Consider the following 23,827-nt stretch of genomic DNA (forward strand, 5'->3'; position numbering starts at 1 on the left):
GAGGACTCAATGCTAGGTGGACTCGACAGGCAGCAGACCGCGACCGCCTACGACTTGGAGGATCTCGTCAAGCGGACGTGGGAAGGCGGCATCCGCGTCCCGTATTTCCAGCGCGACTTTCGCTGGGGACAGCAGGATGTCACTCGCCTGTTCGACAGCATCGTCAAGCGCTACCCGATCGGCAGCCTGTTGTTGTGGCAGAAGGCTGCCCCTGCGGACATGCTGCGTCTCGGTAATCTCCGGGTGCGCGCTAACGCGATGAGCCAGGCTCATTTCGTGGTCGACGGTCAGCAGCGACTCGTCAGTCTGGCGAACGCCCTGCACCCTCAGGGTGCGCAGCGCGCCCCTTTCTCGTTGTTTTACGATCTCAACGAGGAGAGTTTCACGGTTAAGGCATCGTCCAACCGGCCTTGGCTGATTCCCCTGCCGGTTCTGTTTGATCTGCAGGAGTTGTTGCGGTGGTTCGCCGCTAACCCTGAACTGACCAGTCGTTTCGACCAGGCGACCGAGATCGCGAAGATCCTGCGTCAGTACCAGGTTCCGGCCTACGTGGTGAGTCACCATGATGAGCAGGTTCTGCAGGACATCTTCGACCGAATGAACAACTATGGCAAGCGTCTGACCAAAGCTGAGGTGTTCTCTGCGCTCAACGCGAAGAACGGTACGGCAAGTGATGACAGCTTTGATATCTCGCTCATAGCTGATCGGATCGCTAACAACCTGCAGTTTGGGAAGATCGACGAGAACACGGTTCTCAGGGCTGTGCTTGCCCGGCGCGGTCCGGATGTTGAACGAGAGATTAGGCTGGAATTCTCTCCGGACCGTAAGGGGCAGGTCGACTTTCCGTTGGAGGACCAGAACACCGCTTTCCAGGAAGGAGAAGCGGCGCTGCGTCGGGCAGTGCAATTTCTTCAGGAAGTCGCGGGAGTTCCTCATATAACGATGGTTGCGTACAAGTTTTTGCTGATCGTGTTGACCAGAGTGTTCGCTCACCACCCCGAGCTGGATCCCCGCAACCTCCAGTTGCTTCGACGCTGGTACTGGAGGACGGCTCTCGCGGGGCCAAGTCTGTTCAAAGGCAGCACCACAGGCACAACCAGGGCGCTCAACACTCGTGTGCGTCTGGGAGATGTCTCAGGAACCGTTCAGGATCTGCTGGCAACGGTTCCTGAGAACAAGTACCCCCTGCCCAACTTGTCGAAGTTCGCGACCAACGTAGGCGAGGGGAAGATCGTGCTGGCTGCGTGGTGGAACACCGGGCCGCGATCATTGCTGACAGGTGAGCCTTACGATCGTGCGGCGTTGTCCGTTGCGCTCGAGGACAGCAGCACGGCTGCTGACGCGGTGCACTCGGTGATCAACCGTCGTGACGTCCCACCTGCTCTTCGTAGTTCGGCCGCGAATCGTGTGCTGGCCCCCGACGAGGGTTTGCCGAAGGACGGGATCGACGCAGAGTTGTCTCGCCGCCCACTGACCATGAGCGCTGAGGGATGGGCGGAAGTTCTCCGAACGCATTCGATTACGTCTGCCATGGCTGAGCTTCTCGCCGACGGTCGAACTACGGCGTTTCTCGAGGCTAGGGGCAAGCTTCTCGAGAAGCAGTTGGAGGACTTCCTCCGACGGATGTGTGAATGGGACTTCGAGAACACGCCACCACTCGAAGACCTGCTATTTGATGAGGACCAGGATGAGGACGAGGGTGACGATGTCCTCTTCTGAGTCTCGCTTCGACGTGCGGCTGCACGGTCGCCGAGTTGGCACGTTGTACCAGCGAGGTGACCACACCCGCCTCGTTTTGGCCGATGACTACGTGGATGATCCTGGGCGTCCAGTCCTCGGGCTGGTGTTCGAGCAGAACCTCACCGCTGTCCATGCAGCGGCGCTGCGGCTACCGCCGTGGTTTTCCAACTTGCTCCAGGAAGGTGTACAGCGCCGCTGGATCGCGACTGCGCGACACGTGTCACCTGACCGCGAGATGGAGTTGCTCGCGGAAGTCGGCCACGACCTGCCCGGAGCCGTGCGGGTTGTTGCCGCTGACGAACAAGCGCCAGATCTCGATTGGGATACCGCACCTGTCCCTCGGCTGGCCTCACAGGCTGGCGATGACTACCGTCGAATCAAGTTCTCCCTAGCTGGTGTGACCCTGAAGTTCTCAATGGTGGCAACGGGGGAGCGACTTACCCTCCCCGCCTACGGCGAGGGTGGAGACTGGATCGTCAAGCTGCCGGATAACGAGTTTCCCCATGTCCCGCAGAACGAGTTCGCGATGATGACTCTTGCAGGCGCCTGCGGTATCGAGGTGCCGGACGTGCGGTTGGTGCACCGTGATCAGATTGATGGACTACCTGATCGGCTGTGGCCAAACGGAGAGATGTGGGCATATGCCGTGCGTCGGTTCGATCGTGATGAGAACCGACGTTTGGTGCACATCGAGGATCTGGCGCAGGTGCGCAACTTCTACCCAGGTGCGAAGTACCAGGGCAACTTCGAGACGGTCGCCGCATTGATCTACCGTCGTCGTGATCTCCCCGCGCTGCAGGAGTTCGCTCGGCGGCTCGCCTTCAACATCTTGATCTCGAACGGCGACGCGCATTTGAAGAACTGGTCGCTGATCTATCGAGATCCCCGCGTGCCGACGCTTGCCCCCGCGTACGATTTGGTGTCCACGGTTCCATACATGGAGCGAGAAGACCTCGGTTTGAAGTTCGGTGGCTCGAGACGATTTGATCGAGCTTCTCTCGGTACGTTCAGGCTGCTTGAGCAACGTATCGGTGTGACGTCTGCGGGACTTGTCGAGCAGGCGGCCGCCACGGCACATCTGGTTCGCAGGCGGTGGCCGGAGGTCGCACAGTTGCTTGAGGCCGACTCCAAGCTTCAGCAGGCGATCTCGACGAGCATCGAGCAGCGGCTGCGTACCTTGTTGATCTCTGGTGACTGATGAACGTGCTGCTCGTCATCGACAACATTTTCCGGTTCACCCAGGCCTGTTCCAAGGTGTCGACCCTGCTGGGCCGCGTGCGTTCGGCCGTGGGGCGCTCAGGAGGTGAAGCGAATCCTGCAGAAGTACAAGGAGCTGCAGGACATCATCGCCATCCTCGGACTCCTTCGTGCCCATCAAGGACACGATCGAGGCGTTCGACCGCGTGTGCAAGGGCGAGTTCGACCACTACCCGGAGCAGGCGTTCTTCTCCTGCGGCGGGTTGGACGACGTCGAGGCCAACGCCAAGAAGCTGGCCGGCAACTGAGCCAGGTTCTTTTCGAGAGGGCCGTTCCTCCTTTGTGGAGGGACGGCCCTCTCGGCGTTTCTGCAGCACATGACGTTTCCGTTGGATGGAAACCGCACTCCCGATCGAGGGCTCTGACGTCGCACGATGCTCGGCATCACCAGGCGCCTCGACGAGGAGGAAGAGCGCGTGAACAAATGGGTGTTGCCGCTGTGCTGGACCGCTGTCCTGCTCGACGGCTTTGACCTCGTGGTGCTCGGCACGGTGATTCCTGTGCTGTTGCAGGAGAAGCTGCTCACGACGGCGAGCGCCAGCGCGGTGTCCACGGCCGGTCTGGTCGGGATGATGCTCGGCGCGCTGATCATCGGGACCATCACCGACGTCGTCGGGCGCCGCAAGGTGATGATCTACGCGGTGGCCGGGTTCTCCGTGTTCACGCTGGCCTGTGCGTTCGCGCCGGACGCGACGACGTTCGGGATCCTCAGGTTCCTCGCGGGGCTCGGCCTCGGTGGCTGTCTGCCCACGGCGATCGCGCTGGTCAACGAGGCCAGGCCGCAGCAGGGCGGGCGGGCCACGACGCTCATCATGACCGGCTATCACGTCGGTGCGGTCATCACGGCGTTGCTGGGGATCGTGCTCATCCCGCAGCTGGGCTGGCGGTCGCTGTTCGTGGTGGGGGCGCTGCCGGCGTTGGTGCTGATTCCGTTGATGGTCAAGCACTTGCCGGAGACGGTGGCGCGCACGGCTCCTGCGCTGGAGGCGGTCGGGTCTCTGTTCAAGCCGGGTCTGCGGAAGGCGACGATCGCGTTCTGGGTGGCGTCGTTCATGGGGCTGTTGCTCGTGTACGGGCTTAACACGTGGTTGCCGCAGATCATGCGCAGTGCCGGGTACGAGCTCGGTACGGCGCTGGCGTTGTTGCTCACGCTCAACATCGGTGCGGTGGTGGGACTTCTGATCGCCGGAGCGGTCGCCGATCGGATCGGGATCAGGCCCGCGGCCATCGGGTGGTTCGCGGCTGCCGTGGTGTTCCTGGCCTTGCTGAGCATCAAGCTGCCGGGTGTGGGCGTGTACGTGGCCGTGTTGCTGGCCGGGTGCTTCGTGTTCAGCGCGCAGGTGCTCGTTTATGCCTATGCGGGACGGGTTTACGAGGAGAACCGGGCCACCGGCATCGGGTGGGCCGCTGGGATCGGGCGGTTGGGTGCCATCAGTGGGCCGTTGCTCGGCGGTGCGTTGCTCACGGCTGGATTGGCGCACCCGTGGGGCTTCTACGCGTTCGCGTTCGTAGCTGCGTTGGGCGCAACGGCCGTTGGTGCGATTGGGCTGAAGGCGAAAACGGCCCTGGCGCCCGCTGGATGATGGCAAGGTCGGGTGCATGGCCCGACACGTTCCGTACGACGACCCGGGGACGCCGGACGTCCGATCGCCCTGGCGGTACCTGTGGTGGCTCGTGCTCGTGCAGCGCGGGCGGGTGCTCGCCGGGGCGTGGTGGGGCTCGCTGTCGATGTGCGGGCTGATCCTGCCGCCGTACCTCATCTCGCGGGCCGTCGAGGCCGGAGTGCGGGATGGTGACCGGACCGCGTTGCTGTGGTGTTGCGGTGCTCTGCTCGGGGTGGCGCTGGGCCTGGCCCTGGTCTTCATCGCCCGCCATCGCACGATGACGCTGGTGCGGACCGATGCGTCGTTGCGCACGGCCCAGATCGTCGTCCGGCACGTCACCCGGCTGGGCGGGGTGGTGCGGCGGAAGCTGTCCACAGGGGAGCTCACGTACCTGCAGAACGGCGACACGGCGCGGATCGCGCACGCGCTGACCAGTACCGGGCCCGGAGTGGGTGCCGTGGTCGCGTACGTGGCGACGGCGGTGTTGCTGGTGCGGATCTCGCCGTTGGTCGCCGTTGTGGTGTTGCTAGGGGTGCCGGTGCTCGCCCTGGTGACGGGGCCCGTCCTGAGGCGGTTGCACGCCGTGGAGGCCGGGTACCGGCAGCGGCAGGGAGAGCTGAGTTCGCGGGCCGGGGACATCGTGGGCGGACTTCGGGTGCTGTCCGGGATCGGCGGGAAGCCGGCGTTCGAGGCGCGGTTCCGGGCCATGTCGCGGGAGGTCCTCGAGGACGGCTACCGGGTGTCGGCGTGGCTGAGCTGGGTGCAGGCGCTGACGTGGGGGCTGCCTGCGTTGTTCCTCGCCGTCGTCACGTGGATCGTGGCGCGCATGGTGGTCACCGGTGCCATCTCGATCGAGGAGATGGTCGCGGTCTACCTGTACGTCACCACGCTGACCGTGCCGGTCGGCTTCTTCATGGAAGGGGCGGACGCGATCCCGCGTGCGCTGGTGTCGGCGCGGCGGGTGATCGACGTTCTCCGGTTGCAGCCCGAGGAGAAGGACCCCGACGCCGTTCCGCTGGAGGTGAAGACCGGCGCGTTGACCGTGGTCGTCTCGGCGAACGCGATGCTGGCGAGGGACGCCGTCGACCGGTTGCCGGGGGTGGTGGCGGACAACGACGACTACCTGTTCGCGGGCACCGTGCGCGAGGCGGTGTCGGTGGCGGTGCACGGTGACCGCGAGCTGGACGAGGCGTTGTACGCGGCGGCCGCGGTGGACGTCGTCGAGGCGTTGCCGGACGGCCTCGACTCACACCTGGAGTCGCAGGGGCGCAACGTGTCCGGCGGTCAGCGGCAACGGCTGCGGCTCGTGCGGGCGTTGCTGAGCGAACCGGAGCTGCTCGTGCTGGTGGAGCCGACGTCCGCGCTCGACGCGGTGACCGAGGCGGCGGTGGCGAAGAGGGTGCGGGAGAGGCGGTCGGGGCGGACCACGGTGGTCGTGTCGTCGTCGCCGTTGTGGGCGAACCAGGCGGATCAGGTCGTGCAGCTGGAGGAGAGCCGATGACCAGGCTGCCGATCGCGGACCGCAGTGAGGTGCGGCAGGCCGCGGCGCGGCTGCTCCGGGGTGAACGGCGTGCGCTGGCCGTGGTGCTCGTGCTCACCGCGCTTTCGGCGTTGTCGGGGCTCGTTGGGCCGTACCTGCTCGGCAAGATCGTCGGCGGGGTGGAGGCCGGATCGCTGACGCTGTCCACTGTGGACCAGCTCGCGCTCGGAGTGCTCGGTGCGGCCGTCGTGCACCTGGTGCTGGTGCGGTACAGCGCGTTGCGGGCGGCGAGGCTCGGCGAGCGGTTCCTGGCCTCGTTGCGGGAGGAGGCGGTGACGCGCACGCTGGCGTTGCCCGCGCGAGTGGTCGACCGGCTGAGCACCGGCGACCTGCTGACCCGCGTGACGAGCGACGTCGGCACGGTCGGCCAGGCGTTGCGGGACAGCGTGCCCGAGGTGCTCGCGGGCGCCGTGCACCTCCTGGTCGTGTTCGTGGCGGTGTTCTGGCTGGACCCGGTGCTCGGTCTCGTCTCGCTGGCCGGGATGCCGTTCGTGGTGTGGGTGGTGCGCTGGTACCTCGCCCGTGCGCGCGACGCGTACCTCGCGGAGAGCGAGGCCAACGGGGACGTCGCGGAGATGTCCGCGGCGGTCGGCGAGGGCAGCCGGACGATCGAGACGTACGGCCTGAGGGCTCGGATGGTGGCGGCGGCGGACGGCGCCATCGCGCGGTCGTACCGGGCGCGGCTGCGGACGCTCGCGCTCAGGAACGTGCTGTTCCCGGTGACCACCTTCGTGAACACGCTGCCGGCCGCGCTGGTGCTGCTCGTCGGTGGCTTCTTCTACGCGTCCGACGGCGTGCGGATCGAGGTCGTCGTCACGGCGGTGCTGTGGGTCTGGCGGCTGGTCGAGCCGATGGACCGCATCCTGTTCTGGGTCGAGTTCCTGCAGCGCGGCGGCGCGTCGTTCGCGCGGATCGAGGGAATCGGGGCCCACGTCGAACCCGCGCCCGCCGTCCGCGAACCGGACGGCGACCGCATCGAGGTGAGCGGAGTCCACTACTCCTATGTGGACGGTCATGAGGTCCTGCACGGCGTCGATCTCGTGGTGCAGCCGGGAGAACGGCTGGCGATCGTCGGCGTCTCCGGCGCGGGCAAGTCGACGCTGGGCCGGTTGATCGCGGGCGTCGACCGGCCGAAGGAGGGTTCGGTGCTCGTCGGCGGGGTGCCCGTCGCCGACCTCGCGGCAGCCGGGGAGCAGCGGATCGTGCTGGTGACGCAAGAACACCACGTGTTCATCGGCACGGTCAGGGAGAACCTCGCGATGGCGGCTCCGGACGCTTCGGACGACCGGTTGCTCGAAGCGTTGCGGACCGTCGGCGCGGCGTGGTTCGAGGAGTTGCGCGAAGGGCTGGACACGCTGCTCGGTGCGGGCGGAGTCGAACTGGATCCCGCGCAGGCGCAGCAGTTGGCGCTCGCACGCGTCGAGGTCGCCGATCCGCACACGTTGGTGCTGGACGAGGCGACGTCCTCGCTCGACCCGGCCACTGCCAGGCATGCGGAGCGCGCGATCGCGGCCGTGCGGGAGAGACGCACGGTGATCGCGATCGCGCACCGCCTGCAGACCGCGCGGGACGCCGACCGGATCGCGGTCGTCGACGCGGGGCGCGTCGTGGAGCTGGGATCCCACGACGACCTGGTCGCCAGAGACGGCATTTACGCGACGCTCTGGCGTTCCTGGCACGGCTAAGGCAGCCGGATCACCCTGGGCACGCCCTTCTGGCGCACGGTGACCTCCTTGGTGCCCGCAGGGGCCAGCCAGGCGTTGTCGCGCTCCTGAGGGCCGACGGTGGCGCCGAACTCGGCGACGATCGTGCCCTGGCCGTCCGGCAGCGGCAGCACCGCCGAGTCACCCTTGACCACCTTGCCGCCGACGACGGAGGCGCTGAACGTGCCGTCCGGCCGGTAGAGCGCGCCGTACAGCTCGCCGTACGACTCGAACATCAGGGCGTACCGGCCGTCGGGCAGCCACGCGCAGACGCTCCAGTCGGTGGTCCCCTCCCAGCTGACGACGTAGTCGAGCACCGCGCGCTTCTGCAGTTCCTGCCGGACCGTCTGCATCGTCAGGCGCTGCCACGACCTCTTCTGCTCCGGGTTCTGCTCCGGGAAGTCCGTGGCGCAGAAGTTCCCCTCCCAGCCGAGGCCGGGGTGAGGTTCGAACGGGAGGTCCGGCTGAAGGTCATCGCTGATGATCGCGGGCTGGGTGAAGTCGCCGGGCTGGGGAACGGAGTCGCCGCGCACGAACACGGGCCGTTCGTCCACCGGGACGACGGTGAAGACCACGCCGTCCTGGTCGTGGGGCGCGGAGGCCCACGTGCGGGTCAGCCGGTGGTCGGGGCCGCGCTTCGGGCTCTGCGACCAGAACACCGTCTTGCCGAGGGTCAGCACCACGTACTGGTCGCCGGTCGGGCCGAAGCGGTAGAGCCCGGCCTCGCGATGCCTGGCTTCCGAGAGCACGACCTCGCGGTTCACCACCTTGCCGTCGGCGACGAGACCGACGAGCGTCGCGGGTTTCTCGGAGGTGTACACCTTCACCTGCTGCGCGACCAGGGCCGCGGGGCCGGTCGGCGTCTGCCCGGTCCAGAACATGTTCGGCTTCGACGAGACTTCGGTCACCGGCTCGTCCCGCTTCCACGGCTCGTCCTTCTGCGCTTCGTTCCACAGGTGCAGCGCGGTCGCGATGAACTCGGCGTCGCCGGCGAGCGGACCGGTCGGCGCCGCCGTCAGCCGCAGGTCGGGCGACTGCTCCGCCAGCCGCGTCAGCACCACCCCCGCCGTCACGCCTGCGAGCAGCGCCACCGCCGTGGCCACCGCCACCAGCCTGCGCGTGTGCTTCCGCCGTCCCCCCGCCATCACGTCCCCCACGAACCCGGGCCGCACGTCCAGCTCCGCCGTCGCGACCTCCATCGCCTGCTTCAGTTCCACGTCAGCACCTGCTCACCCATCAGTTCGCGCATGCGGGCGAGGCCGCGCGAGGTCTGGCTCTTCACCGTGCCGACGCCGCAACCGAGTGCGCGTGCGGTCTCGGCCTCACTGAGGTCGTCGAAGAACCGCAGCACCAGAACGGCACGCATCTTCTTCGGCAGTCGCGCCAACGCCCGCACCACGCTGTCCGCGTCCACGACCTGCTGCTCGTGTCCGCGAGCCGACGGCACCGCGCCCAGTTCCAGCGGTGCCTCCGGCTTGCGGGCCCGCCGGCGCCAGCGGTTCGCGGCCGCGTTGGCCAGTCCGGCGCGTGCGTACGCTTCCGGTGAGGAGCTGATCCGGCGCCACTTGCCGTACATGCTCATGAGGACGTCCTGCAGAATGTCCTCAGCGGCGCCTTTGTCGCCGCCGCACAGCAGGTAGGCGGTGCGCAACAGTGCCTGCGACCGCAACGCCACGAACTCCTCGAAGTCCTGCATGTCCCCCCTTCGGCGGTCGTCGAAGGTACTGACACCGGGCGGGGCGGCAAGGTTGTCAGGCGACCGTTTAGACTCAGTTCGACTCCAGACGACGAGGGAGATACGCGTGGCCGAGATGACCGTTGAACTGGTCGCCGTTGAACGCCGTTTGTGGTCCGGTAAGGCCACCTCTGTTTCGGCGCAGACCACCGAGGGCGAGATCGGCATCCTGCCCGGTCACGAGCCCGTGCTCGGCCAGCTGGTCGAGGGTGGCGTGGTGCGCGTGCGCACGACGGACGGTGGCCTTGTCACCGCCGCTGTGCACGGTGGCTTCCTGTCCGTGACCGGCACCGGCGTATCGATTCTCGCCGAGGACGCCGAACTGGCGGGCGAGATCGACGTGGACGCGGCGCGCACTGCGCTGCAGGACGCGGACGACGCAGACCGCGCACGTGCGGCGGCGCGCGTGCGGGCCGTGGAACAGTCGGCCTGAGACCGGGCACGAGGCCGCAGCCGTGGGGATCACCGAGATTGCCGGCCTGATCCTTCTTGGGGTGGCGATCGTCATCACCTGCTTCGCCTGGCGCCGCATCCGGCTGCTGCGTGAGGGTGGCGTGCACGTCGCCCTGCGCAGCAAGTTCGATGACCGTGGGCGTGGCTGGCACCTGGGCGTGGGGCATTACCGGGGCGACTCGTTCGCCTGGTTCCGGGTGCTGTCGCTCGGATCAGGGCCGAACGAGCTGATCTCGCGGGACGGGCTGGAGATCGACGCCCGGCGGGAGCCGACCGGGCCTGAGGCCTATGCCATGCCCGTGGGGGCGACCGTGCTGCGATGCCGGTCCGCCTCTGGTGAGGTCGAGATCGCCATGGGACCGGATGCTCTGACCGGGTTCTTGTCCTGGCTGGAGTCTTCGCCGCCTGGGCGGTCCATTCCCTGGGCTTCTTGAGTTTGTGAGAACGACCCGCTGGGGTTCCCCGGCGGGTCGTTTTGCGTGCGTCAGGCGTTCTCGCCCGGCTGCCACAGGACGTCGCCGTCCGGGTTCGCCACGCGGGCCAGGATGAACAGCAGGTCCGAGAGCCGGTTCAGGTACTTCGCCGTCAGGACGTTCGTGTGCTCGGCGTCCTCTTCGATCAACGACCACGTGCGCCGTTCCGCGCGGCGGGCGATGGTGCGTGCCTGGTGAAGCAGGGCCGCTCCCGGGGTGCCTCCGTTCAGGATGAACGAGTCGAGTTTGCCCAGGCGTTCGTTGAACGTGTCGCAGTAGCCCTCCAGGCGGTCCACGTAGGCCTGGGTCACGCGCAGCGGCGGGTACTTCGGGTCGGGTGTGATCGGGGTGCAGAGGTCCGCTCCGACGTCGAAGAGGTCGTTCTGCACCTTGCGCACCACCTCGAAGACGTCTGGTGCCAGCCGGCCCAGCGCCAGGGCCACGCCGAGGGACGCGTTCGTTTCGTCCACGTCCGCGTAGGCCTCGATGCGTGCCGAGGTCTTGGGGACGCGCGAGAAGTCGCCGAGTCCGGTCGTGCCGTCGTCGCCGACTCGTGTGTAGATCTTGGTGAGATGCACCGCCATGGCTGGCACTTTAGAGCCGTACGTAGGATTGCCGCGTGAGCGAGCATTTCCGGGTACACGGTGGCGCAAGGCTGGTCGGCGATGTTGACGTCGTCGGCGCCAAGAACAGCGTGCTCAAGCTGATGGCCGCAGCCCTGCTGGCCGAGGGCACCACGACCATCACCAACTGCCCGGACATCCTCGACGTGCCGCTGATGGCGGACGCGCTGCGGAGTCTCGGGTGCGAGGTCGAGCTCGAAGGCGACGTGGCGAGGATCACGACTCCCGCCGAGCTGAGCCATCGGGCTGATTCCGAGGCCATGGGCAAGCTGCGCGCGAGCATCTGCGTGCTCGGGCCGCTGGTCGGGCGGTGCAAGCGCGCGGTCGTGGCGTTGCCCGGCGGTGACGCGATCGGCTCGCGGCCGTTGGACATGCACCAGAGCGGGCTCGAGAAGCTCGGTGCGAGGACGTGGATCGAGCACGGCTGCATCGTCGCCGAGGCCGAGGGGCTCCAGGGCACGCAGATCTGGCTCGACTTCCCGAGCATGGGCGCCACCGAGAACATCCTGATGGCGGCCGTGCTCGCCACCGGGACGACGGTCATCGACAACGCCGCTCGTGAGCCCGAGATCGTCGACCTCTGCCTGATGCTCAACCAGATGGGCGCGAAGGTCGAGGGCGCCGGCACGTCCACCCTCACCGTCCACGGCGTCACCGAGCTCAAGCCGACCGAGCACCGCGTCATCGGTGACCGGATCGTGGGTGCCACCTGGGGTTTCGCCGCAGTCATGACGCGGGGCGACGTGCGGGTGCGTGGTGTGAACCCGCACCACCTCGACCTGGTGCTCGAGAAGCTGCGCATGGCGGGCGCCGAGGTCACCGTCTACGAGGGCGAGGACGAGGGGTTCCGCGTCGTCATGGAGGGCCGGCCCAAGGCCGTCGACTTCGTGACGCTGCCGTATCCCGGGTTCGCCACGGACAACCAGCCGTTCGCGATCGCGCTGTCCACGGTCTCCGAGGGCACCTCGATGATCACCGAGAACCTGTTCGAGTCACGGTTCCGGTTCATCGACGAGATGATCAGGCTCGGGGCTGACGCGCGTACGGACGGTCACCACGCCGTGATCCGCGGGATCGAGAAGCTGTCCAGCGCGCCGGTGTGGGCGTCGGACATCCGCGCTGGCGCGGGGCTCGTTCTCGCCGGTCTGTGCGCCGACGGGGCCACCGAGGTCTATGAGATCTTCCACATCGAGCGCGGGTACCCCGGTTTCGTGGAGAACCTCCGCAAGCTCGGTGCGAACGTGGAGCGCGTCAGCTCCTGAGCACCAGCCGCGCGTTCGGGACGTCCGCCGGGAACACCATCACCTGGTAAGGCGCGTGTCGCGAACGCGTGGCACGCACCCCGTTCTGCTTCAGCTTCTGCACGAGAACGTTCGCGGCCTCTTCCGTCGGGACGACCGCGACCTCGCTCAGCAACCCGAAGTCCGTGCCGTCCAGATCCGGCACGGGCCGCTTGTCGTTCCCCGCGAAGTACCTCAGCACCAGAGCCAGCAAGCCGAGAACCGCGAAGACGATCCCGGTCTGGTAGAAGCCCGTCACCTCTTCATCATGCTCCCAGTGGTCACGATTCAGTGAGCAATCGCACGCGCGGCGACGGTTACCGGCCAGTACGCTCCGGTGAACGACGATGTGGGAGGTTGCTGTGCCGTACCCAGCTGACCGTGAGCGCGACCGGCCCTGGGTGATGCGCACGTACGCGGGTCACTCGTCAGCCGCCGCCTCCAACGCGCTCTACCGCCGCAACCTGTCGAAGGGCCAGACCGGCCTGTCGGTGGCGTTCGACCTGCCGACGCAGACCGGCTACGACCCCGACGACGAGCTCGCGAAGGGTGAGGTCGGCAAGGTCGGCGTGCCCGTCAGCCACATCGGCGACATGCGGCAGCTGTTCGACCAGATCCCGCTCGCCGCCGCCAACACGTCGATGACGATCAACGCGACGGCCATGTGGCTGCTCGCCATGTACGTCACCGTGGCCGAGGAACAGGGCGCGGACCCGTCGGCGCTCGCCGGCACGACGCAGAACGACATCATCAAGGAGTACCTGTCCCGCGGCACCTACGTGTTCCCGCCGGGACCGTCGCTGCGGCTGATCACCGACATGGTCGCGTGGACCGTGTCGAACGTGCCGAAGTGGAACCCGATCAACATCTGCAGCTACCACCTCCAGGAGGTCGGCGCGACGCCGGCGCAGGAGGTCGCGTACGCGATGTGCACGGCGATCGCCGTTCTCGACTCGGTGCGCGACTCCGGTCAGGTGCCGCAGGAGAAGTTCGGCGAGGTCGTCGCCCGCATCTCCTTCTTCGTGAACGCCGGTGTGCGGTTCATCGAGGAAATGTGCAAGATGCGCGCGTTCGCCCAGCTGTGGGACGAGATCACGCTGGAGCGTTACGGCGTCGAGAACCCCAAGCACCGCCGGTTCCGCTACGGCGTGCAGGTCAACTCCCTCGGTCTCACCGAGGCGCAGCCGGAGAACAACGTCCAGCGCATCGTGCTGGAAATGCTCGCGGTGTCGTTGTCCCGCAACGCCCGTGCGCGCGCCATCCAGCTCCCCGCGTGGAACGAGGCACTCGGACTGCCGCGCCCGTGGGACCAGCAGTGGGCGTTGCGCATGCAGCAGGTGCTCGCCTACGAGACGGACCTGCTGGAGTACGAGGACATCTTCGACGGCTCACCGGTCGTCGAGGCGAAGGTCAACGAGATCCTGGCCGGTGCCCGCGAGGAGATCGACCGCGTGCAGGCGATGGGCGGCGCCGTCGCGGCCGTCGAGTCCGGCTACATGAAGTCGAACCTCGTGTCCTCACTGGCGGATCGCCGCCGCCGCGTCGAGGCGGGCGAGGACGTCGTGGTGGGCGTCAACAAGTTCGACACGACCGAGCCGTCGCCGCTGCAGGCCGAGGGCGCGAACTCGATCGAGACCATCGACCCGGTCGTCGAGGCGCAGGCCGTCGAGGCGATCAAGCAGTGGCGTGCCGACCGCGACAACGCTGCTGTAGAGGCATCTTTGGACGCCCTGCGCGAGGCCGCGAAGACCGACCAGAACCTCGTCGAGGTGACGCTGGCGTGCGCACGTGCCGGCGTGACGACCGGCGAGTGGTCGCAGGCGCTGCGTGAGACGTTCGGCGAATACCGTGCTCCCACAGGCGTTTCCGGCGCGTCGGCTTCCGGCGAGGCGGGCTCGGAGATCGCGCGCGTGCGCGACCGGGTGCGCTCGACCGGCGAGGAGATGGGCGAACGCCTGCGCATGCTCGTCGGCAAGCCGGGCCTCGACGGCCACTCCAACGGCGCCGAGCAGGTCGCCGTGCGCGCCCGCGACGTAGGCTTCGAGGTCGTCTACCAGGGCATCCGCCTCACGCCGTCGCAGATCGTTTCGGCCGCCGTGCAGGAGGACGTGCACGTCGTGGGCCTCTCGATCCTCTCCGGCTCGCACCTGGAGGTCGTGCCCGCGGTCGTCGACGGCCTGCGTGAGGCCGGCGCCGGGGACATCCCGGTGATCGTCGGCGGCATCATCCCGCCGGACGACGCCGCCAAGCTGCGCGAGCGTGGCGTGGCGCGGGTGTTCACGCCCAAGGACTACGAGCTGACCGAGATCATGGACGAGATCGTCACCGTGATCCGAGAGGTGCGCTCCCTCCCGTAGGGCCTTAGTGTCGCGGAATGGTTGACGTTTCGCGGGACGGTTCCGTCGTCCGGATCACGATGAACCGCGCGGCCAAGCGCAACGCGCTGTCCGCCGAGCACCTCACGGAGCTGTTGGACGCGTTCCGCGAGGCACGCACGTCGGACGCGGCCGGGATCGTGCTGGCCGCCGAAGGGCCCGTCTTCTCCGCCGGGCACGACTTCGCGGACGTGCACGCCCGTGACGAGGAAGGCGTGCGGCTGCTGCTGGAGCTGTGCACCGTGCTGATGAAGACGATCCAGTCCGCGCCGCAGGTGGTCATCGCCCGCGTGCAGGGGCTGGCGACGGCGGCGGGGTGTCAGCTCGTGGCTTCGTGCGACCTCGCGGTGGCGGCGGACACGGCAGGGTTCTCGTTGCCCGGTGGCAAGGCCGGGTGGTTCTGCCACACGCCCGCGGTGCCGGTGGCGCGGTCGATCGGGCGCAAGCGGTTGATGGAGCTCGTGCTCACCGGTGACGTGATCGACGCGGCGACGGCGGTGGAGTGGGGGCTGATCAACCGCGCCGTGCCGGTGGACGAGCTGGACGCCGCCACGGACGACCTGCTGGCGCGCGCCACGCGGGGGAGCCGGGCGTCGAAGGCGATCGGCAAGCGGACGATCTACGCGCAGCTGGACCGGCCCGAGATCGACGGGTACGAGATCGCGCTGTCCGTCATGGCCGAGACTTCGCAGTCCCCGTCAGCCAAAGAGGGACGGGCGTCGTTCCTGGAGAAGCGGCCGCCCGTGTGGCCCGACTAGTCGCGAGGAGCCTCAGCGCATCGGCGTTCGGGCCCGGTTCCGCCTGGTAGATCACCAGGAACTGGCCGGGCGCCTCGCGGACGTCGAACGAGTGGTAGTTCAGCTTCAGCGCGCCGACGGCCGGGTGCACGAACTCCTTGGCGTCCTGGGTCTTCCCGCGCACCTCGTGCTGGTCCCAGAGCTCGCGGAACACCGGGCTCTCGCTGAGCGCCTCCACCATCTGGCGCAGGCGCGGGGACTTCGGGTCGGCGGTCTGCCGCAGGTGGCCGACGGTGCTCTGCGCGACCCAGTTCCAGCGCGGGTAGAAGCTCGCGGCGGCGGGGTCGAGGAACGTCATCCTGGCCGCGTTGTCGGCGGGCGTGAACGGCTCGTAGAGGGCTTCTGCCAGCGGGTTCACCGCGAGGATGTCGAGCAGCGAGTTCATCACGAACGCGGGCAGGTCGTGCATGCCGCCGATGAGCCGCAGCAGTTCCGGGCTGACCTTGTCGGTCGAATGACCTTCGTCCGCGACGACTCCGGCGAGGCGGTGCATGTGCGCCCGCGCGTCGGTGTCGAGCTGGAGCGCGCGGCTCAGCGCGTCGAGGACCTGCGCGGACGGGTTGGTCTCGCGGCCCTGTTCGAGGCGGGCGTAGTAGTCCGCGCTCACCCCGGCGAGCACCGCGACCTCTTCCCTGCGCAGGCCCTTGACCTTGCGCTGGGTGTGGCTCGGCAGGCCCGCGTCCTGGGGGTTGACGCGGGCGCGGTGGGCTTTCAGGAACTCGCCTAGCACGGTGCCGAGGTTATTGCCCGGCTGGGAATCTTGCCTGGGTGTGCCACACCTAGGGAGAAGGTGTCCTGGCAGAGGCCGCGCCGCGCGCCGATCGTCGGTGCCATGAGCGAAAAAGTTGTGGTGATCAGCGGAGCTTCCAGCGGTATCGGCGAGGCGACGGCCCGAGTCCTCGCCAAGGCCGGTCACAAGGTCTTCCTGGGGGCACGGCGGGAGGACCGGCTGGCGGCGCTGGCCGACGAGATCGGTGGTGCGCACGCGCCGCTGGACGTGACCTCCCGCGAGTCCTTCCAGTCCTTTGTGGATGCCGCCGTGGAGCGGTACGGGCGGGTCGACGTGCTGGTGAACAACGCGGGCGTGATGCCGTTGTCCCTCATGGACTCGCTGAAGGTCGACGAGTGGGACCGCATGGTGGACGTCAACATCAAGGGCGTGCTGAACGGCATCGCCGCCGTGCTGCCGCGCTTCACGGGCGGCGGGCACGTCGTGAACGTCGCCTCGATCGGCGCGCACATGGTCATGCCGACCGCCGCCGTGTACTGCGCGACGAAGTACGCGGTGTGGGCGTTGTCCGAGGGGCTGCGACAGGAACGCGACGACCTGCGCGTCACCGTGATCTCGCCCGGTGTCACGGAGTCCGAGCTGGCGGACACCATCACCGAGGACTTCGCGGCGTCGCTGATGGAGGACTTCCGCAAGCTCGCGCTGCCGGCGTCCGCCATCGGTGACGCCATCGCCTACGCGATCTCGCAGCCCGCGGAGGTCGACGTCAACGAGATCGTCGTGCGGCCGGTGTCGCAGCGTTAGGCACCTGTTGTCGAGCCCGGCCGGAGGATCATCAGCACGGTCACGGTCGCCCACAGCAGGTTGAAGATCCCCGTGTACATGGCCAGGTGCTTGATGTCCTTGGTCTTGAGGGCTTTCTCCTGGCCGGGCAGGATTTTCAGGGCGAGCAAGAACGCGGCGGCGGTGGTGAGCGCGATCGACAAGATCACCCAGGGGTGGCCGGTCACGCCCATCACGCCGGCCGTCGCGAACCCGAAGACCGGCACCGAGATGCCGATGAGCGCGTAGACGCGGCAGATCCGGTGCAGGAGCTCGGGATTGCCGGCCGTGGTCACGGCCTTCGGGAACATGCTGGCGGCGACGGTGATCGGGCCGATCGCGACGATGGCGGCCAGGACGTGCAGTGAGAGGAAGAACTTGCTCACGCCGCGCTCCACACCGTGCCGCGGCGTTCGTGGGCGAACAGCGTCTCGACCTCCAGGGCCTGCTGGGCGCCGACTTCGCGTTCGATGAGGTAGAGACCGAGGTCGACGCCGGACGTGACGCCGGCGGCGGAGACCAGGTCGCCGTCGTCGACGATGCGGGCGCGGACGGCGTTCACCCCCATCGACTCCAGCGCGTGCAGGCCGAGGTGGTTCGTGGTGGCGTTCCGGCCCTTGGCCAGGCCGGCGATGGCCAGCACGAGCGATCCACCGCACACGGTGGCGATGATCGCCTTCGAGCCCGCGAGCACGGGTCCGAGTGTGGCGGCGGCCGCGCTGAGCAGGGCGAACACCTCCTCGTCCTGCATCGACGCCGCACCGGGCACGACGATGAGGTCGATGCCTGGGTCGAGCCGGGCGGTGGCGTCGAGGGACAACAGGTTCATCCCGGCGGGGACCCGGCGCGGCCCCTCCGCCGACACCAGTTCGGTCCGGATCCCGCCCGCCATCAGCGTCTCGTACGGGCCGATCACGTCCAGCGGGTCGAAGCCGTCGAACAACACCACTTGAGCTCTCACTGCGTCTCCTCACGTCGGTGATCAAAACCGTAGGAGCGGACGCGGCCGCGCAGAACTGGCTGGAATGCCATGTTCCAACGGATTCTCGCCAGCTACGGTGGTGGGCGTGCACGAGGTGGCAGTGGTGGCGATGGACAGCGTCGTCCCGTTCGACTTCGCGACACCGGTCGACGCGTTCAACTGGGTCGGGCGGTACCGCGTGCGGGTGTGCGGTCCGAAGAGGACGGTCGACGCGGGCTGTTTCGAGATCAAGGTCCCGCACGGCTTGGAGTTGCTGTCCGAAGTGGACACCATTGTTCTGCCGGGGCACGATCCGGACATGGTCGTCCCGAAGCCGTTGATCGACGCGCTGCGGCAGGCGGCGGCGAGGGGCACGCGGATCGCGTCGATCTGCACGGGCGCGTTCGTGTTCGCGGCGACCGGTCTGCTCGACGGGGCAAGGGTGACCACGCACTGGCTGGGAGCCGAGGAGCTGGCGGCGCGGTTTCCGGCGCTGGAAGTCGATCCGGACGTGCTTTACGTCGACAACGGCCAGTTCCTGACGTCAGCCGGTGCCGCCGCGGGGCTGGACCTGTGCCTGCACATGATCCGGCGCGATCACGGGTCGGCTGTGGCGGCCGACGCGGCGCGGTTCGCCGTGATGCCCCTTGAGAGAGAAGGCGGGCAGGCGCAGTTCATCGTGACACCGCCCGTGACGCCTCAAGGAGCCGAACTGGAACCCGTGCTGCGGTGGATGGAGGCCAACGCGGCGCTCGACCTGACGCTGGAGGACATGGCGAAGCAGGCGGGCATGAGCACGCGGACGTTGAACCGGCGCTTCCGCGAGCAGACGGGCACGACGCCGCTCCAGTGGCTGCAGCGCGCGCGGGTCCGCCAGGCGCAGCACCTGCTGGAGACGACCAGGGACCCCGTGGAGCTGATCGCCAGCCGCGTGGGCTTCGGATCGGCCACGGCGTTCCGCGACAGGTTCAAGCGGATCGCCGGGACCTCACCGCAGAGCTACCGGGCGGCGTTCCAGGGCTGCCAGAACTAGGGCTGGGAGTGCTCGTGCAGCAGGAGAAGCGTGTAGGCGGCGATCGACTGGGCGTCGGTGATCTCGCCCTTGGAGATCATCGACTCGAAGTCGGCACGCGGGAACCACGCCGACCGCATGTCCTGCTCCTCGTGCTCCCGCTCGTGGAAGCCCTCGGACAGGTCGGTCGCGAGGAACACGCGGCCGCGCTGCGACGACATACCGGGAGCGACGTCGAGCACGCCGAGCTCGATCATCCGGCCGGCGCGCAGCCCCGTCTCCTCGCGGAGCTCGCGGCGGGCGAGCTCCAGCGGGTCGGAGTCGGCGCGGTCCGGCGCGGTGCCCTGGGGGAACTCCCAGCGGCGCAGACCGATCGGGTACCGGAACTGCTCGACGAGCCGCACGCGTTCACCGTCGAGAGGGATGATCAGCGCGAAGTCGGGCTTGTCGACAACGCCGTAGATGCCACTCGAGCCGTCCGCGCGTTTGATCTCGTCCTCGCGAACGGTCATCCACGGGTTTGCGTACACCTCACGGGTGCCGAGGCTTTCCACGGCACGGACCGTACCTAACGTCCGGTTGTTGGACACACCCCGTAGCCTGTCGCGGTGCGTCTCGTCATCGCTCGCTGCAAGGTCGACTACGTAGGCCGACTCACCGCCCATCTGCCCATGGCTCAGCGACTACTGCTGATCAAGGCGGACGGCTCGGTGTCGATCCACTCCGACGACCGCGCGTACAAGCCGTTGAACTGGATGAGCCCGCCCTGCTGGCTGATCGAGGACCCGGACATCTGGACGGTGCAGAACAAGGCGGGGGAGAAGCTGATCATCACCCTCGAAGAGGTCCTGCACGACTCCAAGCACGAGCTCGGCCCGGAGCCCGGCCTGCAGAAGGACGGTGTCGAAGCCGACCTGCAGAAGCTCCTCGCCGAGCACGTCACGACCCTGGGCGACGGCTGGTCCCTGGTGCGCCGCGAGTTCCCGACCCCGATCGGCCCGGTCGACCTGATGTGCCGCGACTCCGCCGGCAAGTCGGTCGCCGTGGAGATCAAGCGGCGCGGTGACATCGACGGCGTCGAGCAGCTCACCCGGTACCTGGAACTGCTCAACCGCGACCCGCTGCTGGCGCCGGTCAAGGGAGTGTTCGCGGCGCAGCAGATCAAGCCGCAGGCGCGGGTGCTGGCCGAGGACCGCGGGATCCGGTGCGTGGTGCTGGACTACGACGCGTTGCGCGGGATCGAGCCGGACGAGTTCCGCCTGTTCTGATTCGCCGCGCCAGTGCCTCGGCGTCGTTGTTCGGCTCGTCCACGGCATGAGCTTCGTCGAACGGCCACCCGTCCGCACGCCGTTTTTCGCATGCCCCCTGGCTTCAGTGAGCGATCCGCGACACCTCGTGGTTTGGTGATCATCCACGCGGGGTAGGAACTCGCTCACCTGGAGTGCTGTCCTCTCCTGGTCGTTTCTGTTCGACTTTGTTGGAAGGCTTGGAGGTGGGCAGTGTCGATGTCGGTGCTGGCCGAGGCGGACCTGCGGCTTGACGCGGGACCGATCGACTACGCGTTGCTCGTCATCTACTTCGTGGTGGTTCTCGGCATCGGCGTGATGGCACGACGATCCGTCTCCTCCAGCCTCGACTTCCTGCTGTCCGGGCGATCGCTGCCGGCGTGGGTCACCGGTCTCGCGTTCATCTCCGCGAACCTCGGCGCGCTCGAGCTCATGGGCATGACGGCGAACGGCGCGCAGTACGGCATGGCGACCGTGCACTACTACTGGATCGGCGCCATCCCCGCGATGGTGTTCCTCGGTCTGGTGATGATGCCGTTCTACTACGGCTCGAAAGTGCGCAGTGTCCCCGAGTTCATGCGCCGCCGGTTCGGCAAACCGGCCCACCTGGTCAACGCCATCAGCTTCGCCGTCGCGCAGATCCTGATCGCGGGCATCAACCTGTTCGCGCTCGCGGTGATCATCGATGCGCTGCTCGGGTGGCCGTTGCCGGTGTCCATCTGCGTCGCGGCGCTGGTGGTGCTCGCGTACACGACGCTCGGCGGTCTGAGCGCTGCCATCTACAACGAGGTGCTGCAGTTCTTCGTCATCGTGGCCGCGCTGGCGCCGTTGACGATCGTCGGCCTGATCAAGGTCGGCGGCTGGCAGGGCATCGTCGAGAAGGTCACGGACCAGGAGCAGCTGTCCGCGTGGCCGGCGACAGAACTCACCGGCATCAACAGCCCGGTGTGGAGTGTCGTCGGATTGGTGTTCGGTCTCGGCTTCGTGCTGTCGTTCGGTTACTGGACGACGAACTTCGCCGAGGTGCAGCGCGCGATGAGCGCGAAGTCGATGTCCGCGGCCAAGCGCACGCCGATCATCGGCGCGTACCCGAAGTCGTTGATCCCGGCGATCATCATCATCCCCGGCATCATCGCCGCGGTGATCGTGCCGGAGATGGCGCAGCTCAAGGCCGGTGACACGAGCAGCGGAGTGGCCTACAACGACGTGCTGCCGCTGCTGATGCGCGACCTGTTGCCCAACGGCATCCTCGGCATCGCGATCACGGGTCTGCTGGCGAGCTTCATGGCCGGTGTGGCGGCGAACGTCAGCTCGTTCAACACCGTCTTCACGTACGACCTGTGGCAGGACTACGTGAAGAAGGACAAGCCGGACGAGTACTACCTGCGCATCGGCCGTCTCGCCACGGTCGGAGCGTGCGTTCTCGCGATCGGCACGGCGTTCATCGCGGCGGCGCTCGGCGGGTCCAACATCATGGACTACATCCAGGCGCTGTTCTCGTTCTTCAACGCGCCGCTGTTCGCGACGTTCATCCTCGGCATGTTCTGGAAGCGGATGACGCCGACCGCCGGCTGGGTCGGTCTGCTCGCGGGCACGTTCACCGCGATCTTCATCTACGCGATCTCGGAGCCGTCGTTCGGCATCAACCTGCTGGAACTGCCCGGTCAGGGCGCGAGCTTCCTCGGCGCGGGTCTCGCGTTCGTGGTCGACATCGTCGTGAGCGCCGCGGTCACCATGGTCACGAGGCCCAAGCCGGACAGTGAGCTCGTCGGGCTGGTCTACAGCCTCACGCCCAAGGCGGACAGGGCGCACTCCACCACCGGTGAGGACGCCGGCTGGTACCGCTCGCCCGCCCTGCTGGGCGGCGGAGTGCTGGCCCTGACCACCGTTCTCTACTTCATCTTCGGCTGAGGGAGGCTGCCATGAGGTTGTTCGACCTGCGACTGATCATCGCTTTCCTCTTCGGCCTGTACGGCGTTGTACTGGTCGTCATCGGGTTCGGGTTCACGACCGACGAGGACCTGAAGAAGGCCGAGGGGGTCAACATCAACCTGTGGGCCGGCATCGCGATGGTGGTGCTGTCGGCGGTGTTCGCCGCGTGGGCGATGCTGCGCCCTCAGTTCGCGGACACGGACAAGCAGCCGCTCAAGGAGCTATGACTGGGGACGACCAGGGTAAACAGGGTTGAAGGCCTCGATCGTCCACGCGTCGAGCCAGTTGAATGCGCGGCGAATTCGGTTTCGCACGTCTCTCCTTCTGTCGGGGTCTTCACCTTGTACATCGCGTTGATGTTCTGAATCGTTCCCGTAGCTGTGGGTGACATGTGCCACGGGGTAACTCGGGGTACCGCCCACGAGGGCGCGCAAAGGTCGCTACCGTGCACGTCGTGCCTCGTTTTCGTGCCACCGCTGTGGTCGCCGCCGCCGCGTTGCTGATGGCCGGCTGTGCGACCGGGCCGGGTCTTGCCAAGACCAACTCGCCGCGCCGCACCGTGCAGGCGGGTGCGGACACGTCGACGTCGACCGACCCGTCGGTCAAGCAGTCCGCGCCGCCGAACAAACCGGTCGATCCGGCGTTCGCTCCCGAGCGCCTGCGCCTGATCAACCCGTGCGCTTTGATCGAGAAGGAGCTGCTGCAGACGGTCGGCACGCCGTCGAAGTACTCGAGCAGCTCCTACACGCGCTGCTCCAACTACATGAAGGACAAGGCCGGCAAGACGCTCAACTTCACGCTGGACATCGGCTACTCGCTGACGTCCACCGAGCTGAAGAAGGCGACCAAGCAGATCGCGGGCCTCAAGAGCGGTGAGCAGAAGCTCAACAGCACCTCGTGCTTCATCACGGCCGTGACGCAGGAGAACCCGGCACAGGCCGTGCGACTGCAGGTGAACACCGGCACCGACGGCAGCGAGGCGTGCGAGCCGGGGCGCAAGGTGCTCGAAGGCGCCGTCCGCAAGCTCAAGGGCAACCCGCAGAAGTACAGCCCGCCGAAGGGCTCGCCGGTCGAGGTCGACCCGTGCGCGATCGTGGAGAAGTCGACGCTCGCGCCGGTGCTCGGTGCGTCGCCGCGTGCGCTGCCGTACGGTCTGCACCAGTGCTCGTGGACGGGGCAGAGCGCGCAGATGCAGATCGAGTTCAAGACGGCGCGCATTCCGAAGGACGGCAAGTTCGACAGCAGGTCCGTCGAGACCGATCTCGGTGGCGGGCTGAAGGGCTACCAGTCGTTCAGGGACGGCGCCTACCCGACGTGCGAGCTGGTGCTGATCCGGACGAGGGACCAGGCCGACGCGGGTGAGATCGTGGAGTTCATCGTCGCGGCCTCGAAGGAGAAGGAGCTGGATCGCTGCCAGGCGGCGCAGACGTTCGCCAAGGCGGTTCTCCCTTCACTGCCCCAGGCCTGACCGCCCCGCGCGGGACCAGGCAGGGGCTGAAAGTTC

At 67.5% G+C, this 23,827-nt stretch carries 24 protein-coding genes and 1 pseudogene; 17 read left to right on the forward strand and 8 right to left on the reverse strand.

What is annotated here, in order from left to right:
• Nucleotides 1-9 precede the first annotated feature (9 nt).
• The 6 genes and pseudogenes from SK571_RS29825 (at nucleotide 10) to SK571_RS29850 (ending at nucleotide 7,826) form a co-directional block, all read left to right on the forward strand.
• Nucleotides 10-1,719: a GmrSD restriction endonuclease domain-containing protein gene (locus SK571_RS29825; protein ID WP_319987400.1), complete on the forward strand. Its 1,710-nt coding sequence runs from the start codon at nucleotides 10-12 to the stop codon at nucleotides 1,717-1,719.
• Entirely contained in the window at nucleotides 1,706-2,938 is a 1,233-nt protein-coding gene (locus tag SK571_RS29830) for a type II toxin-antitoxin system HipA family toxin (RefSeq protein WP_319987401.1), read from the forward strand. Before SK571_RS29825 ends, SK571_RS29830 begins: the two co-directional genes overlap by 14 nt.
• Before the next feature lie 96 nt (nucleotides 2,939-3,034).
• Nucleotides 3,035-3,245 (forward strand): annotated as a pseudogene (locus SK571_RS29835) (F0F1 ATP synthase subunit beta); the annotation flags it as partial.
• A gap of 126 nt (nucleotides 3,246-3,371) precedes the next feature.
• Nucleotides 3,372-4,580, forward strand: coding sequence for an MFS transporter (locus SK571_RS29840; protein ID WP_319987402.1), 1,209 nt, complete (start codon nucleotides 3,372-3,374; stop codon nucleotides 4,578-4,580).
• Between the two features lie 16 nt (nucleotides 4,581-4,596).
• Complete coding sequence (locus SK571_RS29845) at nucleotides 4,597-6,102, forward strand: ABC transporter ATP-binding protein (RefSeq protein ID WP_319987403.1); 1,506 nt, start codon at nucleotides 4,597-4,599, stop codon at nucleotides 6,100-6,102.
• Nucleotides 6,099-7,826 (forward strand): ABC transporter ATP-binding protein, encoded by a 1,728-nt coding sequence (locus tag SK571_RS29850; protein WP_319987404.1) that lies wholly within the window; start codon nucleotides 6,099-6,101, stop codon nucleotides 7,824-7,826. The genes SK571_RS29845 and SK571_RS29850 overlap by 4 nt, the downstream gene beginning before the upstream one ends.
• Here the strand turns inward: SK571_RS29850 and SK571_RS29855 are convergent.
• Both SK571_RS29855 and SK571_RS29860 read right to left on the reverse strand, forming a co-directional pair.
• Nucleotides 7,823-9,061: a hypothetical protein gene (locus SK571_RS29855; protein WP_319987405.1), complete on the reverse strand. Its 1,239-nt coding sequence runs from the start codon at nucleotides 9,059-9,061 to the stop codon at nucleotides 7,823-7,825. The genes SK571_RS29850 and SK571_RS29855 overlap by 4 nt on opposite strands.
• Nucleotides 9,052-9,540 (reverse strand): SigE family RNA polymerase sigma factor, encoded by a 489-nt coding sequence (locus tag SK571_RS29860; RefSeq protein ID WP_319987406.1) that lies wholly within the window; start codon nucleotides 9,538-9,540, stop codon nucleotides 9,052-9,054. Before SK571_RS29860 ends, SK571_RS29855 begins: the two co-directional genes overlap by 10 nt.
• Nucleotides 9,541-9,646: 106 nt before the next feature.
• Here SK571_RS29860 and SK571_RS29865 point away from each other — a divergent pair, with 106 nt between their 5' ends.
• Complete coding sequence (locus SK571_RS29865; protein ID WP_319987407.1) at nucleotides 9,647-10,012, forward strand: F0F1 ATP synthase subunit epsilon; 366 nt, start codon at nucleotides 9,647-9,649, stop codon at nucleotides 10,010-10,012.
• Nucleotides 10,013-10,034: 22 nt separating this feature from the next.
• A complete protein-coding gene (locus tag SK571_RS29870; protein ID WP_319987408.1) occupies nucleotides 10,035-10,466 on the forward strand; it encodes a DUF2550 domain-containing protein in 432 nt (143 codons plus the stop codon).
• A gap of 50 nt (nucleotides 10,467-10,516) precedes the next feature.
• Here SK571_RS29870 and SK571_RS29875 read toward each other — a convergent pair whose 3' ends face one another.
• Nucleotides 10,517-11,089, reverse strand: a complete 573-nt coding sequence (locus tag SK571_RS29875) for a cob(I)yrinic acid a,c-diamide adenosyltransferase (RefSeq protein ID WP_319987409.1) — start codon at nucleotides 11,087-11,089, stop codon at nucleotides 10,517-10,519.
• 35 nt (nucleotides 11,090-11,124) lie between these two features.
• Between SK571_RS29875 and murA the strand changes: the two genes are divergently transcribed.
• On the forward strand, nucleotides 11,125-12,390 hold the full coding sequence (gene murA, locus SK571_RS29880) for a UDP-N-acetylglucosamine 1-carboxyvinyltransferase (protein WP_319987410.1): 1,266 nt from the start codon (nucleotides 11,125-11,127) through the stop codon (nucleotides 12,388-12,390).
• Here the strand turns inward: murA and SK571_RS29885 are convergent.
• Nucleotides 12,380-12,667: a hypothetical protein gene (locus SK571_RS29885; protein WP_319987411.1), complete on the reverse strand. Its 288-nt coding sequence runs from the start codon at nucleotides 12,665-12,667 to the stop codon at nucleotides 12,380-12,382. The genes murA and SK571_RS29885 overlap by 11 nt on opposite strands.
• Before the next feature lie 103 nt (nucleotides 12,668-12,770).
• Here SK571_RS29885 and SK571_RS29890 point away from each other — a divergent pair, with 103 nt between their 5' ends.
• Together SK571_RS29890 and SK571_RS29895 are read left to right on the forward strand one after the other, a co-directional pair.
• Nucleotides 12,771-14,765 (forward strand): protein meaA, encoded by a 1,995-nt coding sequence (locus SK571_RS29890; protein ID WP_319987412.1) that lies wholly within the window; start codon nucleotides 12,771-12,773, stop codon nucleotides 14,763-14,765.
• A 17-nt stretch (nucleotides 14,766-14,782) separates the two neighbouring features.
• Nucleotides 14,783-15,541: an enoyl-CoA hydratase-related protein gene (locus tag SK571_RS29895; RefSeq protein WP_319987413.1), complete on the forward strand. Its 759-nt coding sequence runs from the start codon at nucleotides 14,783-14,785 to the stop codon at nucleotides 15,539-15,541.
• Here the strand turns inward: SK571_RS29895 and SK571_RS29900 are convergent.
• Nucleotides 15,456-16,310 (reverse strand): helix-turn-helix transcriptional regulator, encoded by an 855-nt coding sequence (locus tag SK571_RS29900; protein WP_319987414.1) that lies wholly within the window; start codon nucleotides 16,308-16,310, stop codon nucleotides 15,456-15,458. The genes SK571_RS29895 and SK571_RS29900 overlap by 86 nt on opposite strands.
• A 102-nt stretch (nucleotides 16,311-16,412) precedes the next feature.
• Between SK571_RS29900 and SK571_RS29905 the strand changes: the two genes are divergently transcribed.
• On the forward strand, nucleotides 16,413-17,114 hold the full coding sequence (locus SK571_RS29905) for an SDR family oxidoreductase (RefSeq protein WP_319987415.1): 702 nt from the start codon (nucleotides 16,413-16,415) through the stop codon (nucleotides 17,112-17,114).
• On the opposite strand, the gene SK571_RS29910 is transcribed toward SK571_RS29905, so the two are convergent.
• The gene (locus SK571_RS29910; protein ID WP_319987416.1) at nucleotides 17,111-17,518 is read right to left on the reverse strand and encodes a hypothetical protein; all 408 of its coding nucleotides are present in this window, start codon (nucleotides 17,516-17,518) and stop codon (nucleotides 17,111-17,113) included. The two genes, SK571_RS29905 and SK571_RS29910, sit on opposite strands and share 4 nt — an antisense overlap.
• The gene (locus SK571_RS29915; RefSeq protein WP_319987417.1) at nucleotides 17,515-18,093 is read right to left on the reverse strand and encodes a DJ-1/PfpI family protein; all 579 of its coding nucleotides are present in this window, start codon (nucleotides 18,091-18,093) and stop codon (nucleotides 17,515-17,517) included. The genes SK571_RS29910 and SK571_RS29915 overlap by 4 nt, the downstream gene beginning before the upstream one ends.
• Nucleotides 18,094-18,199: 106 nt before the next feature.
• Between SK571_RS29915 and SK571_RS29920 the strand changes: the two genes are divergently transcribed.
• Complete coding sequence (locus tag SK571_RS29920) at nucleotides 18,200-19,126, forward strand: GlxA family transcriptional regulator (protein ID WP_319987418.1); 927 nt, start codon at nucleotides 18,200-18,202, stop codon at nucleotides 19,124-19,126.
• On the opposite strand, the gene SK571_RS29925 is transcribed toward SK571_RS29920, so the two are convergent.
• Nucleotides 19,123-19,659 carry an NUDIX hydrolase gene (locus tag SK571_RS29925; protein WP_319987419.1) on the reverse strand — a complete coding sequence of 179 codons (537 nt, stop codon included), beginning with the start codon at nucleotides 19,657-19,659 and terminating at the stop codon, nucleotides 19,123-19,125. The two genes, SK571_RS29920 and SK571_RS29925, sit on opposite strands and share 4 nt — an antisense overlap.
• Before the next feature lie 54 nt (nucleotides 19,660-19,713).
• Here SK571_RS29925 and nucS point away from each other — a divergent pair, with 54 nt between their 5' ends.
• From nucS to SK571_RS29945, 4 genes are all read left to right on the forward strand, one after another.
• Nucleotides 19,714-20,373, forward strand: a complete 660-nt coding sequence (nucS, locus tag SK571_RS29930) for an endonuclease NucS (RefSeq protein WP_319987420.1) — start codon at nucleotides 19,714-19,716, stop codon at nucleotides 20,371-20,373.
• 237 nt (nucleotides 20,374-20,610) lie between these two features.
• Entirely contained in the window at nucleotides 20,611-22,302 is a 1,692-nt protein-coding gene (locus SK571_RS29935) for a sodium:solute symporter family protein (RefSeq protein ID WP_319987421.1), read from the forward strand.
• Between the two features lie 11 nt (nucleotides 22,303-22,313).
• Nucleotides 22,314-22,550 carry a hypothetical protein gene (locus SK571_RS29940; protein ID WP_266038088.1) on the forward strand — a complete coding sequence of 79 codons (237 nt, stop codon included), beginning with the start codon at nucleotides 22,314-22,316 and terminating at the stop codon, nucleotides 22,548-22,550.
• Nucleotides 22,551-22,777: 227 nt separating this feature from the next.
• Nucleotides 22,778-23,791: a hypothetical protein gene (locus SK571_RS29945; protein ID WP_319987422.1), complete on the forward strand. Its 1,014-nt coding sequence runs from the start codon at nucleotides 22,778-22,780 to the stop codon at nucleotides 23,789-23,791.
• Nucleotides 23,792-23,827 lie beyond the last annotated feature (36 nt).

The sequence above is a fragment of the Lentzea kristufekii genome (assembly GCF_033949925.1).
GTDB lineage: Bacteria > Actinomycetota > Actinomycetes > Mycobacteriales > Pseudonocardiaceae > Lentzea > Lentzea kristufekii.

Excerpts from the sequence above, each read along its gene's own strand:
- SK571_RS29935 (WP_319987421.1), top strand. The coding sequence starts at position 20,611 with ATGTCGGTGCTGGCCGAGGCGGACCTGCGGCTTGACGCGGGACCGATC.
- SK571_RS29840 (WP_319987402.1), top strand. The coding sequence starts at position 3,372 with ATGCTCGGCATCACCAGGCGCCTCGACGAGGAGGAAGAGCGCGTGAAC.
- SK571_RS29825 (WP_319987400.1), top strand. The coding sequence starts at position 10 with ATGCTAGGTGGACTCGACAGGCAGCAGACCGCGACCGCCTACGACTTG.
- SK571_RS29905 (WP_319987415.1), top strand. The coding sequence starts at position 16,413 with ATGAGCGAAAAAGTTGTGGTGATCAGCGGAGCTTCCAGCGGTATCGGC.
- SK571_RS29830 (WP_319987401.1), top strand. The coding sequence starts at position 1,706 with ATGTCCTCTTCTGAGTCTCGCTTCGACGTGCGGCTGCACGGTCGCCGA.
- SK571_RS29845 (WP_319987403.1), top strand. The coding sequence starts at position 4,597 with ATGGCCCGACACGTTCCGTACGACGACCCGGGGACGCCGGACGTCCGA.
- SK571_RS29875 (WP_319987409.1), bottom strand. The coding sequence starts at position 11,089 with ATGGCGGTGCATCTCACCAAGATCTACACACGAGTCGGCGACGACGGC.
- SK571_RS29860 (WP_319987406.1), bottom strand. The coding sequence starts at position 9,540 with ATGCAGGACTTCGAGGAGTTCGTGGCGTTGCGGTCGCAGGCACTGTTG.
- SK571_RS29895 (WP_319987413.1), top strand. The coding sequence starts at position 14,783 with ATGGTTGACGTTTCGCGGGACGGTTCCGTCGTCCGGATCACGATGAAC.
- SK571_RS29940 (WP_266038088.1), top strand. The coding sequence starts at position 22,314 with ATGAGGTTGTTCGACCTGCGACTGATCATCGCTTTCCTCTTCGGCCTG.
- SK571_RS29850 (WP_319987404.1), top strand. The coding sequence starts at position 6,099 with ATGACCAGGCTGCCGATCGCGGACCGCAGTGAGGTGCGGCAGGCCGCG.